Source organism: Kitasatospora sp. NPDC034533 (assembly GCF_055575155.1).
Genome location: NZ_JBVITE010000036.1, coordinates 1 through 14,956, shown reverse-complemented (window position 1 = coordinate 14,956; position 14,956 = coordinate 1). Strand labels below are relative to the sequence as shown.

Annotated in this window: 11 protein-coding genes and 1 riboswitch; of the genes, 9 read left to right on the top strand and 2 right to left on the bottom strand. The window is 74.2% G+C overall.

The window, feature by feature from the left end; all coding sequences use genetic code 11:
- Positions 1-3 precede the first annotated feature (3 nt).
- The 4 genes from ACZ55U_RS23455 (at position 4) to ACZ55U_RS23440 (ending at position 3,975) form a co-directional block, all read left to right on the top strand.
- A complete protein-coding gene (locus ACZ55U_RS23455) occupies positions 4-507 on the top strand; it encodes a MaoC family dehydratase (RefSeq protein ID WP_465528588.1) in 504 nt (167 codons plus the stop codon).
- 218 nt (positions 508-725) lie between these two features.
- On the top strand, positions 726-1,928 hold the full coding sequence (locus ACZ55U_RS23450; protein ID WP_465528586.1) for an acyl-CoA dehydrogenase family protein: 1,203 nt from the start codon (positions 726-728) through the stop codon (positions 1,926-1,928).
- A 489-nt stretch (positions 1,929-2,417) separates the two neighbouring features.
- Complete coding sequence (locus tag ACZ55U_RS23445) at positions 2,418-3,110, top strand: phosphatidylserine decarboxylase (RefSeq protein ID WP_465528584.1); 693 nt, start codon at positions 2,418-2,420, stop codon at positions 3,108-3,110.
- Positions 3,097-3,975: a CDP-alcohol phosphatidyltransferase family protein gene (locus tag ACZ55U_RS23440; RefSeq protein ID WP_465528582.1), complete on the top strand. Its 879-nt coding sequence runs from the start codon at positions 3,097-3,099 to the stop codon at positions 3,973-3,975. The genes ACZ55U_RS23445 and ACZ55U_RS23440 overlap by 14 nt, the downstream gene beginning before the upstream one ends.
- A 251-nt stretch (positions 3,976-4,226) precedes the next feature.
- Here the strand turns inward: ACZ55U_RS23440 and ACZ55U_RS23435 are convergent, their stop codons facing one another.
- Complete coding sequence (locus ACZ55U_RS23435; RefSeq protein ID WP_465528580.1) at positions 4,227-5,552, bottom strand: hypothetical protein; 1,326 nt, start codon at positions 5,550-5,552, stop codon at positions 4,227-4,229.
- A gap of 664 nt (positions 5,553-6,216) precedes the next feature.
- Complete coding sequence (locus tag ACZ55U_RS23430; protein ID WP_465528578.1) at positions 6,217-7,323, bottom strand: alpha/beta hydrolase family protein; 1,107 nt, start codon at positions 7,321-7,323, stop codon at positions 6,217-6,219.
- A gap of 394 nt (positions 7,324-7,717) precedes the next feature.
- Positions 7,718-7,849, top strand: a riboswitch (cobalamin riboswitch).
- A 108-nt stretch (positions 7,850-7,957) separates the two neighbouring features.
- On the opposite strand from ACZ55U_RS23430, the gene ACZ55U_RS23425 reads away from it, so the two are divergent.
- The 5 genes from ACZ55U_RS23425 (at position 7,958) to ACZ55U_RS23405 (ending at position 14,773) form a co-directional block, all read left to right on the top strand.
- A complete protein-coding gene (locus ACZ55U_RS23425) occupies positions 7,958-8,968 on the top strand; it encodes a cobalamin biosynthesis protein (protein WP_465528576.1) in 1,011 nt (336 codons plus the stop codon).
- A complete protein-coding gene (locus tag ACZ55U_RS23420) occupies positions 8,965-10,503 on the top strand; it encodes a cobyric acid synthase (RefSeq protein WP_465528574.1) in 1,539 nt (512 codons plus the stop codon). The genes ACZ55U_RS23425 and ACZ55U_RS23420 overlap by 4 nt, the downstream gene beginning before the upstream one ends.
- 100 nt (positions 10,504-10,603) lie before the next feature.
- Positions 10,604-12,790: a putative cobaltochelatase gene (locus ACZ55U_RS23415; protein WP_465528572.1), complete on the top strand. Its 2,187-nt coding sequence runs from the start codon at positions 10,604-10,606 to the stop codon at positions 12,788-12,790.
- Positions 12,791-12,795: 5 nt separating this feature from the next.
- Positions 12,796-13,401, top strand: a complete 606-nt coding sequence (cobO, locus tag ACZ55U_RS23410; protein ID WP_465528570.1) for a cob(I)yrinic acid a,c-diamide adenosyltransferase — start codon at positions 12,796-12,798, stop codon at positions 13,399-13,401.
- A gap of 4 nt (positions 13,402-13,405) precedes the next feature.
- Positions 13,406-14,773 carry a cobyrinate a,c-diamide synthase gene (locus ACZ55U_RS23405; RefSeq protein WP_465528568.1) on the top strand — a complete coding sequence of 456 codons (1,368 nt, stop codon included), beginning with the start codon at positions 13,406-13,408 and terminating at the stop codon, positions 14,771-14,773.
- Positions 14,774-14,956 lie beyond the last annotated feature (183 nt).

The window sequence follows — 14,956 nt, the reverse complement described above, 5'->3', positions numbered from 1 at the left end:
GCCATGCAGTTCGGACGCACCTACGAGGAGTTCGAGGTCGGCGCGGTCTACAAGCACTGGCCCGGAAAGACGGTCACCGAGTACGACGACCATCTCTTCTGCCTGCTCACCATGAACCACCACCCGCTCCACATGGACACCAACTACGCGGAGAAGACGACCGACTTCGGCAAGAACGTCGTGGTCGGCAACTACGTCTACTCGCTGCTGCTCGGCATGTCCGTCCCGGACGTCTCCGGCAAGGCGATCGCCAACCTGGAGATCGAGTCGCTGCGGCACGTCGCGCCGACCTTCCACGGCGACACCGTCTACGGCGAGACGACCGTGCTCGACAAGTGGCCGTCCAAGTCCAAGGACGACCGGGGCATCGTGTACGTCGAGACCAAGGGCTACAAGCAGGACGGCACGGTCGTCTGCGTCTTCCGCCGCAAGGTGATGGTGCCGACCGGGACCTACACCGAGCGGCGCGGCGGCGAGCAGCCCGGCCGTCCGACCCCGCTCTCCTGATCCTGTCCCCTTTATAAGAGGACTCCCCCCTTCCGACGGGGCCTCCGGCTTCGGACCGCCCCCTCGAAAGACCCCGGACGGGCAGGCCGCCGTCATCGGCCACGCCCCACCCGGTACGGGGGCCCTGCTGCCGCAGCCACGCCGGCAGGGCCCCCGCAATCCCCCCCCGGGGGATTCCCCGACCTTCCGCAGACCCTCAGACCTTCCGGAGCCGCACGATGGGACGCCTCGCACAGACCGACGGCCTCACCGAGATCCAGCGGGACATCCTCGCCACCGTGCGGGATTTCGTCGACAAGGAGATCATTCCGGTCGCGACCGAGCTGGAGCACAAGGACGAGTACCCGACCGCCATCGTCGAGGGCATGAAGCAGCTCGGCCTGTTCGGCCTCACCATCCCCGAGGAGTACGGCGGCCTCGGCGAGTCGCTGCTCACCTACGCCCTGGTGGTCGAGGAGATCGCCCGCGGCTGGATGTCCGTCTCCGGCATCGTGAACACCCACTTCATCGTGGCGCACATGATCAACGCCCACGGCACCCAGGAGCAGAAGGACCACTTCCTGCCGAGGATGGCGGCCGGAGAGATCCGCGGCGCGTTCTCGATGTCCGAGCCGGGCCTGGGCTCCGACGTTTCGGCCATCTCCACCAAGGGCGTCAAGGACGGCGACACCTACGTCCTCAACGGCCAGAAGATGTGGCTCACCAACGGCGGCACCTCCACCCTGGTCGCGGTCCTCTGCAAGACCGACGAGGGCGGCGACACCCCGTACAAGAACATGACCACCTTTCTGATCGAGAAGGAGGCCGGTTTCGGCCCGAACCCCCGGGTTCCCGGCCTGACCGTGCCCGGCAAGATCGAGAAGATGGGCTACAAGGGCGTCGACACCACCGAGCTGGTCCTCCAGGACGTCCGCGTCCCGGCCGACCGCGTCCTCGGCGGCGTGCCGGGCCGGGGCTTCTACCAGATGATGGACGGCGTCGAGGTGGGCCGCGTCAACGTCGCCGCCCGCGGCTGCGGCGTCGCCCGCCGCGCCTTCGAGCTCGGCATCGCCTACGCCCAGCAGCGCTCCACCTTCGGCAAGAAGATCGCCGAGCACCAGGCGATCCAGTTCAAGCTCGCCGAGATGGCCACCAAGGTCGAGGCCGCCCACCAGATGATGGTCATGGCCGCCCGCAAGAAGGACGGCGGCGAGCGCAACGACCTGGAGGCCGGCATGGCCAAGTACCTCGCCTCCGAGTACTGCAAGGAGGTCGTCGAGGACGCGTTCCGCATCCACGGCGGCTACGGCTTCTCCAAGGAGTACGAGATCGAGCGCCTCTACCGCGAGGCCCCGATGCTGCTCATCGGTGAAGGTACTGCGGAGATCCAGAAGATGATCGTCGGGCGCCGGCTCCTGGAGGAGTACCGGATCGCCGACTGACCGCCGGGCCGCCCGTCGACCGGTCACCGCGCCGGGCGGCCCCCTCGAACCGCCGATCGACGGGCGTGCGGGCCCGTCCCGGCGGAGCGCCGTGCCCCGTCACGGGCCCGGCCTGGTCCGCCTGGGTCCGGCACGGCCCTCCGGAAGCGGCCACAGGGCGTACAGCTGCGGCGACGCGCCCTGCGGCCGCTTCCGCACACCCGCTCGCGGCCGCCACGCCCGTGTCGTGCGCCGGGGTTCCGTCGGCTGACCCGTTGAGACAAGAGTCACCAGCCTCGTCCGGTCCCTTGGGAACCGGACCGGGGCGAGCTACGGTCGTAGAGGTGGACGCGCGCACGCGCCGCCACCGGACACATGAACGAGCAGGCGGGTTGCCCACCCACCGTGTGCTCCCGATAGCATCCACCGGGACAGCAAGCCGTCCCTCTATTACCGATCCCGCGGTGGCCCCCGTCCAGCGGCCATGATCCCCCGCGACAAAGGTCTTCGATGCCCATCAGCCCGTCCCCTCACACCTCCGTCACGGACCGCGATGCCCTCGCAGCCCCGACGGCCGGTCGGCGACCCCGCGTGACCATCGCGCGCGGAGCCACCCCCTGGTTCGTCCCCACCCTCGCCACGGCCGCCGTGACCACCGCCCTCACCCGGCGCAGCGGCAAGTGGGCCCTGGCTGCGGTACCCGCCTGCGCGCTCAGCGCGGGCATGCTGTGGTTCTTCCGCGACCCCGAGCGTGAGGTCGGCACGGGCAGAGTGATCTCCCCCGCCGACGGCGTGGTGCAGAGCATCGACGCCTGGCCGGACGGCCGCACCCGGGTCGCGATCTTCATGAGCCCGCTGAACGTCCACGTCAACCGCGCGCCCCTGCCGGGCACGGTGACGTCGGTCGAGCACGTCGCGGGCGGCTTCGTCCCCGCCTTCAACAAGGACAGCGACCAGAACGAGCGGGTCGTCTGGCACTTCGACACCGAGCTCGGCGACATCGAGATGGTCCAGATCGCGGGGGCCGTGGCCCGCCGCATCATGCCGTACGTGGACGCCGGAACCAAGGTCGAGCAGGGCGACCGGATCGGTCTGATCCGGTTCGGGTCCCGGGTCGACACCTACCTGCCGGCCGGCGTCGAGGTCGGCGTCGAGGTCGGCCAGAAGACCACAGCCGGGGTGACGCGCCTTGACCGTGACTGATCCTGAGACAATCGTCGGCCTGGACGACGAGGAGACGGCCCTGCGCCGCCGCCGCTGGGCACGTGACCGCGAGCTGCGCGCTCCGCGCTCTCCCCAGCACCTGTCGACCGCCGACTTCCTGACCCTGGGCAACGCCGTCTGCGGCTTCCTGGCGATCTACTCGATCACCACCGGGGTCCTGGTCCCGCACATCACCAACCCGGACGCCGCTCCGGACCGGCACAGCGCCGCCACCGCCGTGACGCTGCTGCTGATCGGCTCGATGTGCGACCTCTTCGACGGCCTGGTGGCGCGCAAGCTGCGCTCCTCCGCCCTCGGAGCGGAACTGGACAACCTGGCGGACCTGATCAGCTTCGGCATCGCGCCGGCCTACTTCGTCGCGGTCTGGGGCATGGTCTCCCAGGGCTCCAACAGCAAGCTGTCGGCGCTCATCGCGATCACGGTGCTGCTCGCGGTGGTGCTGCGGCTGGCCCGCTTCTCGGCCGTCAAGATGCGGCCCGGGGTGTTCCAGGGCATGCCCTGCCCGATGGGCGCGATGACGGTGATCGCCATCGTGCTGCTCGACCCGCCGTTCCTGCCCGGTCTGCTCGCCATCTTCGGCGCCGCCTACCTGATGGTCAGCCGGATCGAGTACCCGAAGCCGCAGGGGCTGCTGGCCACCGCCACGCTCTGCTGGATCGTGGTCTCCATCGGCTGCCTGGCCGCCTGGGCGACCGGCCTGCCCAACGGCAACACGCTGATGCACGTCGGCGCGTTCGCCCAGATCACGCTCGCCGCGATGGCGCCGCTGCTGGTCATCCGCCGCAAGGTGGGGCAGAAGGTCGGCGACGTCCGTGCCCGCCGGGCGGAGTCGCGGATCGGCTGAGTCCCGCAATTGTCATAAAACTCAGGGCCCGGAACCTCTCGGTTCCGGGCCCTGACTCATGTGTGACGACCGGCGGACGCCACGGGGACGGGCGGTCGAGCGGTGCCCGGGCTGCGGGCGGTCGCGAGCGGTGCCCGGGCGGTCGGGGTCGCGAGCGGTCCCCAGGCGGTCGGGTGGCCGGGCGACGCCGGTGCGGGCGCCGGAGCCGGGCTCTCCGCGGACTCCGAACTTCCCCGCAATTGTCATAAAACTCAGGCGCCGCCCGTGTGCACGCTGAACGCCGAACGACGGGCCGCCCGGGCCACGCCCGGGTCCGGGTGCACGCTTGAGACCGCCGTCAGCACCGAGGCCGCCCGCGGGTGCCCGGACTGCCGGGCCCGGGCGAACAGCCGGACCGGATCGCCGGCCGAGGCTCCCTCGACATGGCCGACCAGGAGCTCCGTCTCCCCGTGGTCGAGCACCGCGGCCGCGGTGTCCACCCAGAGCCAGGCCGCGTCCACCGCGCCCAGCACGTCCGCCGGGGCGACGCCCTCGTCGGCGCGCTCCGCCAGCCACAGCAGTGCGTAGGGGCGCAGCACCGGTTCGTCCACCGCCGCGCGCACCGCCTGCTCGGCCGGGCCTCCGGCCACCCGCAGCGCCTCGAACGCCAGTCCGCGCACCAGTGCGTCGTCGCCCTGGGCGGCCTCCAGCAGCTCGCCCACCGCCCGGTCCGCCGGCCGGGCCGCGACCCAGGCGCGGAACTCGGCGCGGGCCGGGCCCGGCGAGTAGTCCGCACAGGCGTTCAGCAGCTCGTAGGCGCTCTGCTCGATGTGCCCGGCCGCCGTCTGGGCGACCGTGCAGATCTCCTCCAGTTTCGCCCGCACCGCCCAGTGGCCGAGCGGCGACAGCTCGGCGGCGTCGTTCCTGCGCGTCAGGGCGCCGACGGCCGCCAGGCCGTCCAGCATCCAGTCCAGGACGGCGGCCACGTCCGAGGGCGCGGCCGGGGTGTCGATCTGCGGCTCGCGGCAGGTCCCGCGGACGGCGGAGACGGCCGAGGCGGCGTGCGGCACCGGGGACAGTCCCGGCCCGCCGAGGCCGGCGCCGACCCGGCGCTCGTCCAGGCCTCGGCGCAGCAGTTCCAGCAGCTCGCTCTCGGCGACCGGCCCGTCGACCAGGTGGAGGAAGGAGAGCAGCTGCGGCGCCTGGTCCACGGCCTGCCCGGCCAGCACGGCGAACACACCGCGCAGGGCGGCGGGCGGCACGGGGGCGAGCAGGGTCCAGGCGTCGAACAGCGCCGACCAGCCGCGGATCACGGCCTCGTCGTCGTGCTCCCAGGCGTGCAGGCGCCAGCCGGGGCCGGCCCCGCCGTCCCGGGGCTCCACCAGGCCCACCAGCAGCGCCTGCCCCCACGCCTTGGCGGCGGCGCCGACCGTCATGGCCAGTGCCCGGCCCGCCGCGCGGGCGTCCTCGGGGAGCAGCTCGCCACGCTTGTCGACCTCGGCCAGTTCACCGGCCCAGCGGGCGATCCGGACGGCGTCCACCAGCATCCGGCGGGCCAGCGGTGCCAGCTCGGCAGGTGCCGGGAATCCCTCCGGCACGGGAACCCGGCCTCGCCCGGGAGCCGGAGCGGGTCCTCGTCGCCGGGGTACTCCGTTACGGGGGACACCCACCCCACCCGGCCTGCCACCGGCGGGCCGTTGGGCCGTTCCGGGGAGACGGGTCACCGTCGCACCGGTACCGATCGTCGGCGGGAGCGGGGCATCACGGTCGCGCGGGTTCCGAGACGTCACGTCGAGCAGTCTTCCCCTTGTACCGGCCTTCTGTCACATCCGGTTGTCCGTACGACCGGGCGACCGGCGGTGGCACCTCCGCAAGATCGGGCAACAACGGCAAACCGCCTGGCCGGAAACATGTGATCTGAGCATGCCACTTCGAATGCGCCGGTAGCCCAGAATGCTCGATCGGTCACGGTGGGTAGGGGTGGGGGCGTGGGCGCCGGGCACATTTTTACCCCTGGCGACAGGATGGTTTACCTCCGGGAAAACCGCTCCCGCGACTTCCGGCGAGGCTGTCCAGCCCGAATCCGGACGGATGCCGGGCGGACCGGGGGGATCTTTCCGCACGAGAAGTCGGCGGGTCCGACTTCTCGCGTCCGCACGGCGGAATGGGGAAACGTTCACGCACGGACGGGGGGAAGCCCGCCGGAAATTGCCGACGGGGCCCGGTCGAAACCGCCCGCGCCACCGGGGGGCGCGCATCTCCCTAAAGCAGCGGCGTGAGCCAGCGGCGGAGGAGTTCGGTGTAGTGGTCGGGGGCGGTGTTCCAGAGGGTGGCGTGGTCGGCGCCGGGAAAGGGCCGGAGGCTGACCAGGTCGTGGCGGACGGCCTCCAGTTTCTCGGCGGTGCGGAAGGGTGCGATCCGGTCCTCGGGACTGTGCAGCAGCAGGGTGGGGACGCGCAGGTCGGTGCCGTCGGCGATGCGTCCGAAGTCGGCGAGGTCGACGCCGGTGCGCCCTTCGGCCGCGAGGGCGCCGAGTTCGGCGGCGACGCCCCGGAAACCGGCCCGGGCGGCGTCCCGGCGGGCCGAGGCCGGGAGGTCGAGCACCGGCGAGTCGAGGACCAGGCCCCGGATCGCCTGCGACCAGGCCGAGCGGGCCGCCGTCTGGAGGACCATGGTCGCCCCGAGGGACCAGCCGTAGAGGATCACCTTGCCCGCACCGCTGTCCAGCGCCAGCCGCACCGCCGACTCGACGTCGCGCCACTCGGTCTCGCCGAAGTGGCTCAGTCCGTCCGGGGAGGCGGGGGCGCCGCGGTCGCCGCGGTAGGTGACGGAGAGGACGGGCAGGCCGAGCCGGTGGAGGAGGGGGAGCACCGGGAGGGTCTGCCCGCGGTCGGCTTCCGGGCCGTGCACCAGGATCACCCAGGTGCCGCGCTTGCCGTCGAGCCGCCAGGCGGGCAGGGCACCGAGCTCGCCGTCGGCGGCGGTCTCGGTGAAGGCGAGGCCGAGCGCCTCGGTCGGGTCGCCGAGCAGGACCCGGGGCGTGAAGCGGACCTCGGTGCCGGGGGTGAGGGTGCCGCGGTCGGCGCGGACCAGCCGCCGGGTGACGCCCTGTTCGTCGCTGTGCAGGATCTCCTCGACGACCGCGTGTCCGCCGTCCCCCCACTCGACCGCCCAGCGGCCGCGGCGCAGGCTCTCCGGGCCGGGGGTGAAGGTGATCCGGCCGGGGGCCAGCTCCCGCACCAGGACCGGGCCGGACTCCCGGAGGGCGGTCACCGGACGGACCATCCGTTCGGAGGCCCGACGACCGACCACCAGCACGGCTGCCCCGACCGCGGCGGCCGCCACGACGGCGGCGGTTCCCCAACGCATCTCGCTCCCCTGTTCTTTTGCTCTGCTCTGAGGCCCACGGATCTCCGACGCCCACGGCTCTGTTGCTCGCGTGCCCACGGATCTGTCGCCCACGCACCGGACGGTGTCCGTGCACCAGTTCACCGGCGCGCCGCCCACCCGGCCACCGGACTGAGCCGTTCGGGTCACACGGGCGCCGGCCCCGCGCCGTCGAGGGTGCCGGAGGAGCCCGGAGGAGCCCGGAGGAGACGTGAGGCGGCCGGGAGACGACGGAAGGAGACGGAGACGACAGGTGTAGTGGCGGCGATCCCACAAGCCGTCAGCCGGGCCCGCGTGTGACCAACCCCTCCGTGACCTCGGTTGACTCCCGGTTCGGGCCCGTGATGGGATCCTGGGGCCAAACGGAGGCATGGAGAGGAAGCCGGTGGAAGTCCGGCGCGGTCCCGCCACTGTCACCGGGGAGCACGCTCGGAACATCGCCACGGCGGGCCGTCGAACGGCCGCTGGAAGGCTCCGGGGGTGCGTCTGACCCGGAAGCCAGGAGACTCTCGCCCCCGTCACGTCGATCCAGGGCGCGGACCCTGAGTGAGGACACGCACGCGATGCAGGCTGCCCCGCCCTGCCGGACTCCGAGCTGCCTTCCGCCGTGCGGCCGATGACCCCTCCGCCGCCGCCTCCGTCCACGCAGCGCGCGTCCACGCCGCGCCCGTCCGCCCGTGCCGCCGCCTACGCGCTCGGCGCCCTCGTGGGCTACGCCGCCGACGCCCGCTTCGGCGACCCGCGCCGCGGTCACCCGGTGGCCGCCTTCGGCAGCGCCGCGACCCGCCTGGAACGGCGGCTGTGGCGGGACGACCGGGCCGCCGGCGCCGGCTACACGGCGCTGTGCGTGGGGGCGGTCGCGGCGGGCGCGCTCGCCCTGGACCGCACCGCGGGCCGGCGCCCGCTGGGCCGGGCGGCGCTGGCGGCGGCCGCGACCTGGACGGTGCTGGGCGGCACCTCGCTGACCCGGGAGGCGCGCACCATCGGCCGCTCGCTGGCAGCGGGCGACCTCGCGGCGGCCCGGGAGCGGCTGCCGCACCTGTGCGGACGGGACCCGAGCGCCCTGGACGGGCAGCAGATCGCCCGGGCGGTGGTCGAGTCGGTGGCCGAGAACACCGCCGACGCCGTGGTGAACGCGCTGACCTGGGGCGCCCTGGCCGGCACGCCCGGCCTGCTGGCCTTCCGCGCCGTGAACACCCTGGACGCCATGGTGGGCCACCGCTCGCCGCGCCACGCCCGCTTCGGCTGGGCCTCGGCCCGGCTGGACGACCTGGCGGGCTGGCCGGGCGCCCGGCTGACGGCGCTGCTGACGGTGGCCGCCGCGCCCGCGCCCCGGACGGCCTGGCGGGTCTGGCGGCGGGACGGCTCCGCGCACCCGAGCCCGAACGCGGGCCAGGCGGAGGCGGCGTTCGCCGGCGCGGTGGGCGTCCGGCTGGGCGGGACCCTCCGGTACGGCGAGCGGGTGGAGCACCGGCCGGTCCTGGGCGAGGAGTTGCGGCCGGTGACGGTGGACGACATCGAGCGCGCCTGCGCGCTCTCCCGGCGGGTGGGCGCGCTGGCGCTGGGTACCACGGTCGCGGGGCACGTGCTGCTGCGCGCGCTCCTGGGGAAGAGGGGAAGGGCATGACGAACGCGCTGCTGGTCGCGGGGACGACCTCGGACGCGGGCAAGAGCGTGGTGACGGCCGGGATCTGCCGTTGGCTCGCCCGCCAGGGCGTGCGGGTCGCGCCGTTCAAGGCGCAGAACATGTCGCTCAACTCCTTCGTCACCGCCGACGGCGCGGAGATCGGCCGTGCCCAGGCGATGCAGGCGCAGGCCGCCCGGGTGGAGCCGGAGGCGGCGATGAACCCGGTGCTGCTCAAGCCGGGCGCGGACGGCCGCAGCCAGGTGGTGCTGCTGGGCAGGCCGGTCGCCGAGGTGGGCGCGCTGGACTACCGCGAGCGCAAGCCCGTCCTGCTGGAGCGCGCCCTGGAGTGCCTGGCCGACCTGCGCCGCCGCTTCGACGTCGTGGTCTGCGAGGGCGCGGGCTCGCCGGCCGAGATCAACCTGCGCGACCGCGACATCGCCAACATGGGTCTGGCCACCGCCGCCGCCCTGCCGGTGGTGGTGGTCGGCGACATCGACCGCGGCGGGGTGTTCGCGGCGATGTACGGGACGCTGGCGCTGCTGTCCGCCGAGGACCAGCGGCACGTGGCGGGCTGGTTCGTCAACAAGTTCCGCGGCGACGCGCGGCTGCTCGCGCCCGGGCTGGAGATGCTGCACGAGCTGACCGGACGTCCGGTGCTGGGCACCCTGCCGATGCTGCCGGGGCTCTGGCTGGACGCCGAGGACTCGCTGGACCTGTCCACCGTCGTCGACCGGACGGACGGTCGCGGGCCGCTCGGCGCCGACGTCCTGCGGGTGACGGTGGTGCGCTTCCCCCGGCTGTCCAACTTCACCGACCTGGACGCGCTCGCCCAGGAGCCCGGCGTGCTGGTGCGCTGGGCGACCAGGCCGGAGGAGCTGGCCGACGCCGACCTGGTGGTGCTGCCCGGCACCCGGGCCACCGTCGCGGACCTCGCCTGGCTGCGCGAGCGCGGCCTGGAGCCGGCCCTGAAGGCACGGGCGGCGGCCGGGCTGCCGATCCTCGGCGTCTGCGGCGGCTACCAGATGCTGGCGCGCTCGATCGTGGACGAGGTCGAGTCGAAGGCGGGCGCGGTCGAGGGGCTCGCGCTGCTGCCGACCCGGGTCCGCTTCGGCGTGGGGAAGGTGCTGGCCCGGCCGGTCGGCGAGGCGTTCGGGCAGCGCGTCGAGGGCTACGAGATCCACCACGGGGTGGTGTCGGTCGACGGCGGCGAGGGGTTCTTCTCCGACGGCGCGGGGCGGCACCTGGACGGCTGCCGGCTGGGCCCGGTGTGGGGCACCACCTGGCACGGCGCGCTGGAGAACGACGGGTTCCGGCGCGAACTCCTGCGCGAGGTGGCGGAGTCGGCCGGGCGGGCGTTCGTCCCGGCGCCGGACACCTCCTTCGCCGCCGCGCGCGAGGCCCGGCTGGACCGGCTGGGCGACCTGATCGAGGAGCACGCCGACACGGACGCGCTGTGGAAGCTGATCGAGGGCGGGGTGCCGGCGGCCGGATCGCTGCCGTTCGTCCCGCCCGGTACCGCCGGGAGGGACGCATGAGCCGGGTTCGGCCGCAGGGCAGGGTACGAGCGCAGGACCGGGTACGACCGCAGGGCCGGGTACGAGCGCAGGACCGGACACGACAGGAGTGGGGTACGGCATGAGTGACGTCCGCTATCCGTTCACCGCGATCGTCGGCATGGCCGACCTGCGGCTCGGGCTGCTGCTGAACGCGGTCTCCCCGGCCGTGGGCGGCGTGCTGGTGCGCGGCGAGAAGGGCACCGCGAAGTCGACCATGGTGCGCGCGCTGGCCGGACTGCTGCCGGACATCGCCGTGATCGACGGCTGCCGCTTCGCCTGCGACCCGGCCGCGCCCGACCCGCAGTGCCCGGACGGGCCGCACGACGCCGCCACGAGCCACCAACGGCCCTCCCAGCTGGTCGAGTTGCCGGTCGGGGTGGCCGAGGACCGGATCGTCGGCTCGCTCGACCTGGAGCGGGCGCTGGCCGAGGGCGTCAAGGCGTACGAGCCCGGGCTGCTCGCCAAGGCGCACCGCGGCGTGCTCTACATCGACGAGGTGAACCTGCTCCAGGACCACGTGGTGGACCTGCTGCTGGACGCCGCCGCGATGGGCCGCTCCTACGTCGAGCGCGAGGGCGTCTCGGTGCGCCACGCGGCCCGGTTCCTGCTGGTCGGCACGATGAACCCGGAGGAGGGCGAGCTGCGGCCGCAGCTGCTCGACCGGTTCGGCCTGACCGTCGAGATCGCCGCCACCCGGGACCCGGCCGAGCGCGCCGAGGTGGTCCGGCGCCGGCTCGCGTACGACGCGGACCCGGCCTCGTTCGCCGCCAGGTTCGCGGAGGACGAGCGGGCACTCGCCGAACGCATCACCGCCGCACGGGAGTTGCTGCCCAAGGTCGAGCTGACCGAAGTGGCGCTCCGTCAGATCACTGCCGTGTGCGCCGCGTTCGAGGTGGACGGGCTGCGCGCGGACATCGTGATGGCCCGCACGGCCGTCGCGCTGGCCGCCTGGGACGGTCGTGCCGAGGTGCTGGAGGAGGACGTCCGCAAGGCCGCCCAGCTGGCGCTGCCGCACCGGCGCCGCCGCAACCCCTTCGACGCGCCGGGGCTGGACGAGGAGCAGCTGGACCGGACGCTGGAGGGACACGCCGGGCAGGACGACCCGGAGCCCGAGGACGACGGGCCCGGCCCGGACGGCGACGGCGACGGCGACGGCGACGGACCGGAGGGTGGTCCGGACGGTAGCGGGCCCGACGGCGGCCCCGACGGCGGTGGCGCGCCCGAGCCCTCCGACGGTCCGCACGCGGAGGCCGCCCCGGACACCGCCCCGCAAGCCCCGGGCTCCCCGGACTCCGGGGAGCCCGGGCAGCAGCCCGTACCGGCCCAGCACCCGGCCCCCGCGAAGGAGTCGGCGCCGGTCGCGGCCGCGGACCCGTACCGGACCCGGCTGTTCACCGTGCGGGGCACCGGTCACGGCGCCCAGGGGCGCCGCTCCCCCGCCGAGACCACCGGCGGGCACACCATCCGCGCCCGCCGCCCGCAGGGCGCGCTCGGCCGGCTGCACCTGACCGCGACCCTCCAGGCCGCCGCACCGCACCAGGCGGCGCGCGGGCGCAGCGGGCGGGCGCTGGTGCTGCACACGGACGACTTCCGCGAACAGGTGCGTCAGGGACGGGAGTCCAACCTGGTGCTGTTCGTGGTGGACGCCTCCGGTTCGATGGCGGCCCGGCAGCGGATGACCGCCGTCAAGGGCGCGGTGCTGTCGCTGCTGATGGACGCCTACCAGCGCCGCGACAAGATCGGCATGATCACCTTCCGGGCCGCGGGCGCCGAGCTGGCGCTGCCGCCCACGTCCTCGGTGGAGGTCGGCGCGGCCCGGCTGGAGTCGCTGCCCACCGGCGGGCGGACGCCGCTGGCCGAGGGCCTGCTGCGGGCGCACGAGGTGCTGCGGGTCGAGCGGCTGCGGGACCCGAACCGGCGCCCGCTGCTGGTGGTGGTGACCGACGGCCGGGCCACCGGCGGGCCGGACGCGCTCGCCCGGTCGCAGCGCGCGGCGGCGCTGTTCGCGGCGCAGGGCACCGCGAGCGTGGTGCTGGACTGCGAGTCCGGGCCGGTCCGCCTGGGCCTGGCCCGTACGCTGGCCGGGCTGCTCGGCGGCACCGCCGTCAGCCTGGACGAGCTGCGCGCCGAGGGCGTCGCCTCGCTCGTCCGCGAGAGCCGCTCCGGGGCTCGCTCCCCGCACGGCTCCGCGAACCGCTCCGCGCACGGCTCCGGGAGCCGCTCCGGGGGCCGTACGACCACCACTTCGATGCGAAAGGCGGCCTGACCGACATGCCCAAGGGAGTCCCCGAGAGCGTCCCCGACGACGGCCTGACGACCCGTCAGCGCCGCACGCTGCCGATCACCGCCGTGCACACCGGCCCGGGCAAGGGCAAGTCCACCGCCGCGTTCGGCATGGCGCTGCGGGCCTGGAACCAGGGCTGGCCGGTCGGGGTGTTCCAGTTCGTGAAGTCCGCCAAGTGGAAGGTGGGCGAGGAGAACGCGCTGCGCGTGCTCGGCGCCTCCGGCGAGGGCGGCACCGTCGACTGGCACAAGATGGGCTCCGGCTGGTCCTGGATCCAGCGCTCCGCCGAGCAGGAGATGTCCAGCGAGGAGGCGGCCAAGGAGGGCTGGGAGCAGGTCAAGCGGGACCTCGCGGCCGAGACCTACCGCTTCTACGTGCTCGACGAGTTCACCTACCCGATGCACTGGGGGTGGATCGACCCGGACGAGGTGGTGGCCGTGCTCAGGGACCGCCCGGGCAGCCAGCACGTGGTCATCACCGGGCGGTACGCGCCCGAGGCGCTGACCGGGTTCGCCGACCTGGTCACCGAGATGACCAAGGTCAAGCACCCCATGGACGCGGGCCGCAAGGGCCAGCGCGGTATCGAGTGGTAGGCCGTTGAGCACCGTCCCCCGCCTCGTCGTCGCCGCGCCCTCCTCGGGCGCCGGCAAGACCACCGTCGCCACCGGCCTGATCGCGGCGCTCACCGCGCGCGGACTGGCGGTGTCGCCGCACAAGGTCGGCCCCGACTACATCGACCCGGGCTACCACGCGCTCGCCTCCGGCCGCCCTGGCCGCAACCTGGACGCCTTCCTGTGCGGGCCGGAGCGGGTCGCGCCGCTGTTCCTGCACGGCGCGGCGGGGGCGGACGTCGCGGTGGTCGAGGGGGTCATGGGCCTGTTCGACGGGGCTTCCGGGCGCGGCGAGCTGGCCTCCACAGCGCACGTCGCCAAGCTGCTGCGGGCACCGGTGGTGCTGGTGGTGGACGGCTCCTCGCAGTCCCGCTCGGTGGCCGCGCTGGTGCACGGCTTCGCCTCCTGGGATCCTCAGGTGCGCCTCGCCGGGGTGATCCTCAACCGGGTCGCCTCCGACCGGCACGAGCAACTCCTGCGCGAGGCCCTGGAGGAGGGCTCCGGCGTACCGGTGCTGGGCGCGCTGCGGCGCTCGGCGGCGGTCACCACCCCGTCCCGCCACCTCGGGCTGATCCCGGCGGTGGAGCGCTCGGCGGAGGCCCTCCGGGCGGTCGCCGACATGGGCGAACTGGTCGCCTCCTCGGTCGACTTGGACGCCCTGCTCGAACTGGCGCGGACGGCACCGGAGTTGGACGCCGAGCCGTGGGATCCCTCGACCGAGGTCGCGCCAGTGGCCGGACGGCCGCGGATCGCGCTGGCGGGGGGCGCCGCGTTCTCCTTCTCGTACGCCGAGAACGCCGAACTGCTCGGCGCGGCGGGCGCCGAGGTGGTCCCGTTCGACCCGCTGCACGCCTCGGCGCTGCCCGAGGGCACGGCGGGCCTGGTGATCGGCGGCGGCTTCCCGGAGCTGTACGTGCGGGAGCTGAGCGGCAACGGCCCGCTGCGCGCGGCCATCGCCTCGTTCGCGGCCGCGGGCGGGCCGATCGCCGCCGAGTGCGCCGGACTGCTCTATCTGGGGCGGGAGTTGGACGGACTGCCGATGTGCGGCGTGCTGCCCGCCGACGCCCGGATGACCGAGCGGCTCACCCTCGGCTACCGGGAGGCGGTCGCCCTGCACGACTCGCCGCTGGCCCGGGCCGGGACGAGGGTGCGCGGCCACGAGTTCCACCGCACGGTCTGCGAGCCGGGCGCCGGCGAACTGTCCGCCTGGGGCTGGCGCCTGCCGACCGGCCCGCGCACCGAGGGCTTCGCGGGCGGCAACGTGCACGCCTCCTACCTGCACCTGCACTGGGCGGGAGCGCCGGCGCTGGCGTCCTCCTTCGCGGCCGCCGCCGCGGCGTTCGCGGCGGCGTAGCGCGCCGCCCCGCGCCGCGCCGGTCTGGGCTCGGTCTCGGTCTCGGCGGCCCTCCGGAATTCGCCGCGACGGCGCGGGGCCCACACCCCTAGTAGGGCTTGGTCAGGTTCGTATGGGTGTGGGTATGTCGCGGTGGCAGGTCGGACAGTGGCCAGCCCAGGTGGCGAGGATCAACTGCAGCTC

Bases quoted from the DNA above. Each gene is read 5' to 3' on its own strand.
- cobO (WP_465528570.1), top strand. From the start codon at position 12,796: ATGCCCAAGGGAGTCCCCGAGAGCGTCCCCGACGACGGCCTGACGACC.
- ACZ55U_RS23445 (WP_465528584.1), top strand. From the start codon at position 2,418: ATGCCCATCAGCCCGTCCCCTCACACCTCCGTCACGGACCGCGATGCC.
- ACZ55U_RS23420 (WP_465528574.1), top strand. From the start codon at position 8,965: ATGACGAACGCGCTGCTGGTCGCGGGGACGACCTCGGACGCGGGCAAG.
- ACZ55U_RS23425 (WP_465528576.1), top strand. From the start codon at position 7,958: ATGACCCCTCCGCCGCCGCCTCCGTCCACGCAGCGCGCGTCCACGCCG.
- ACZ55U_RS23455 (WP_465528588.1), top strand. From the start codon at position 4: ATGCAGTTCGGACGCACCTACGAGGAGTTCGAGGTCGGCGCGGTCTAC.
- ACZ55U_RS23415 (WP_465528572.1), top strand. From the start codon at position 10,604: ATGAGTGACGTCCGCTATCCGTTCACCGCGATCGTCGGCATGGCCGAC.
- ACZ55U_RS23450 (WP_465528586.1), top strand. From the start codon at position 726: ATGGGACGCCTCGCACAGACCGACGGCCTCACCGAGATCCAGCGGGAC.
- ACZ55U_RS23430 (WP_465528578.1), bottom strand. From the start codon at position 7,323: ATGCGTTGGGGAACCGCCGCCGTCGTGGCGGCCGCCGCGGTCGGGGCA.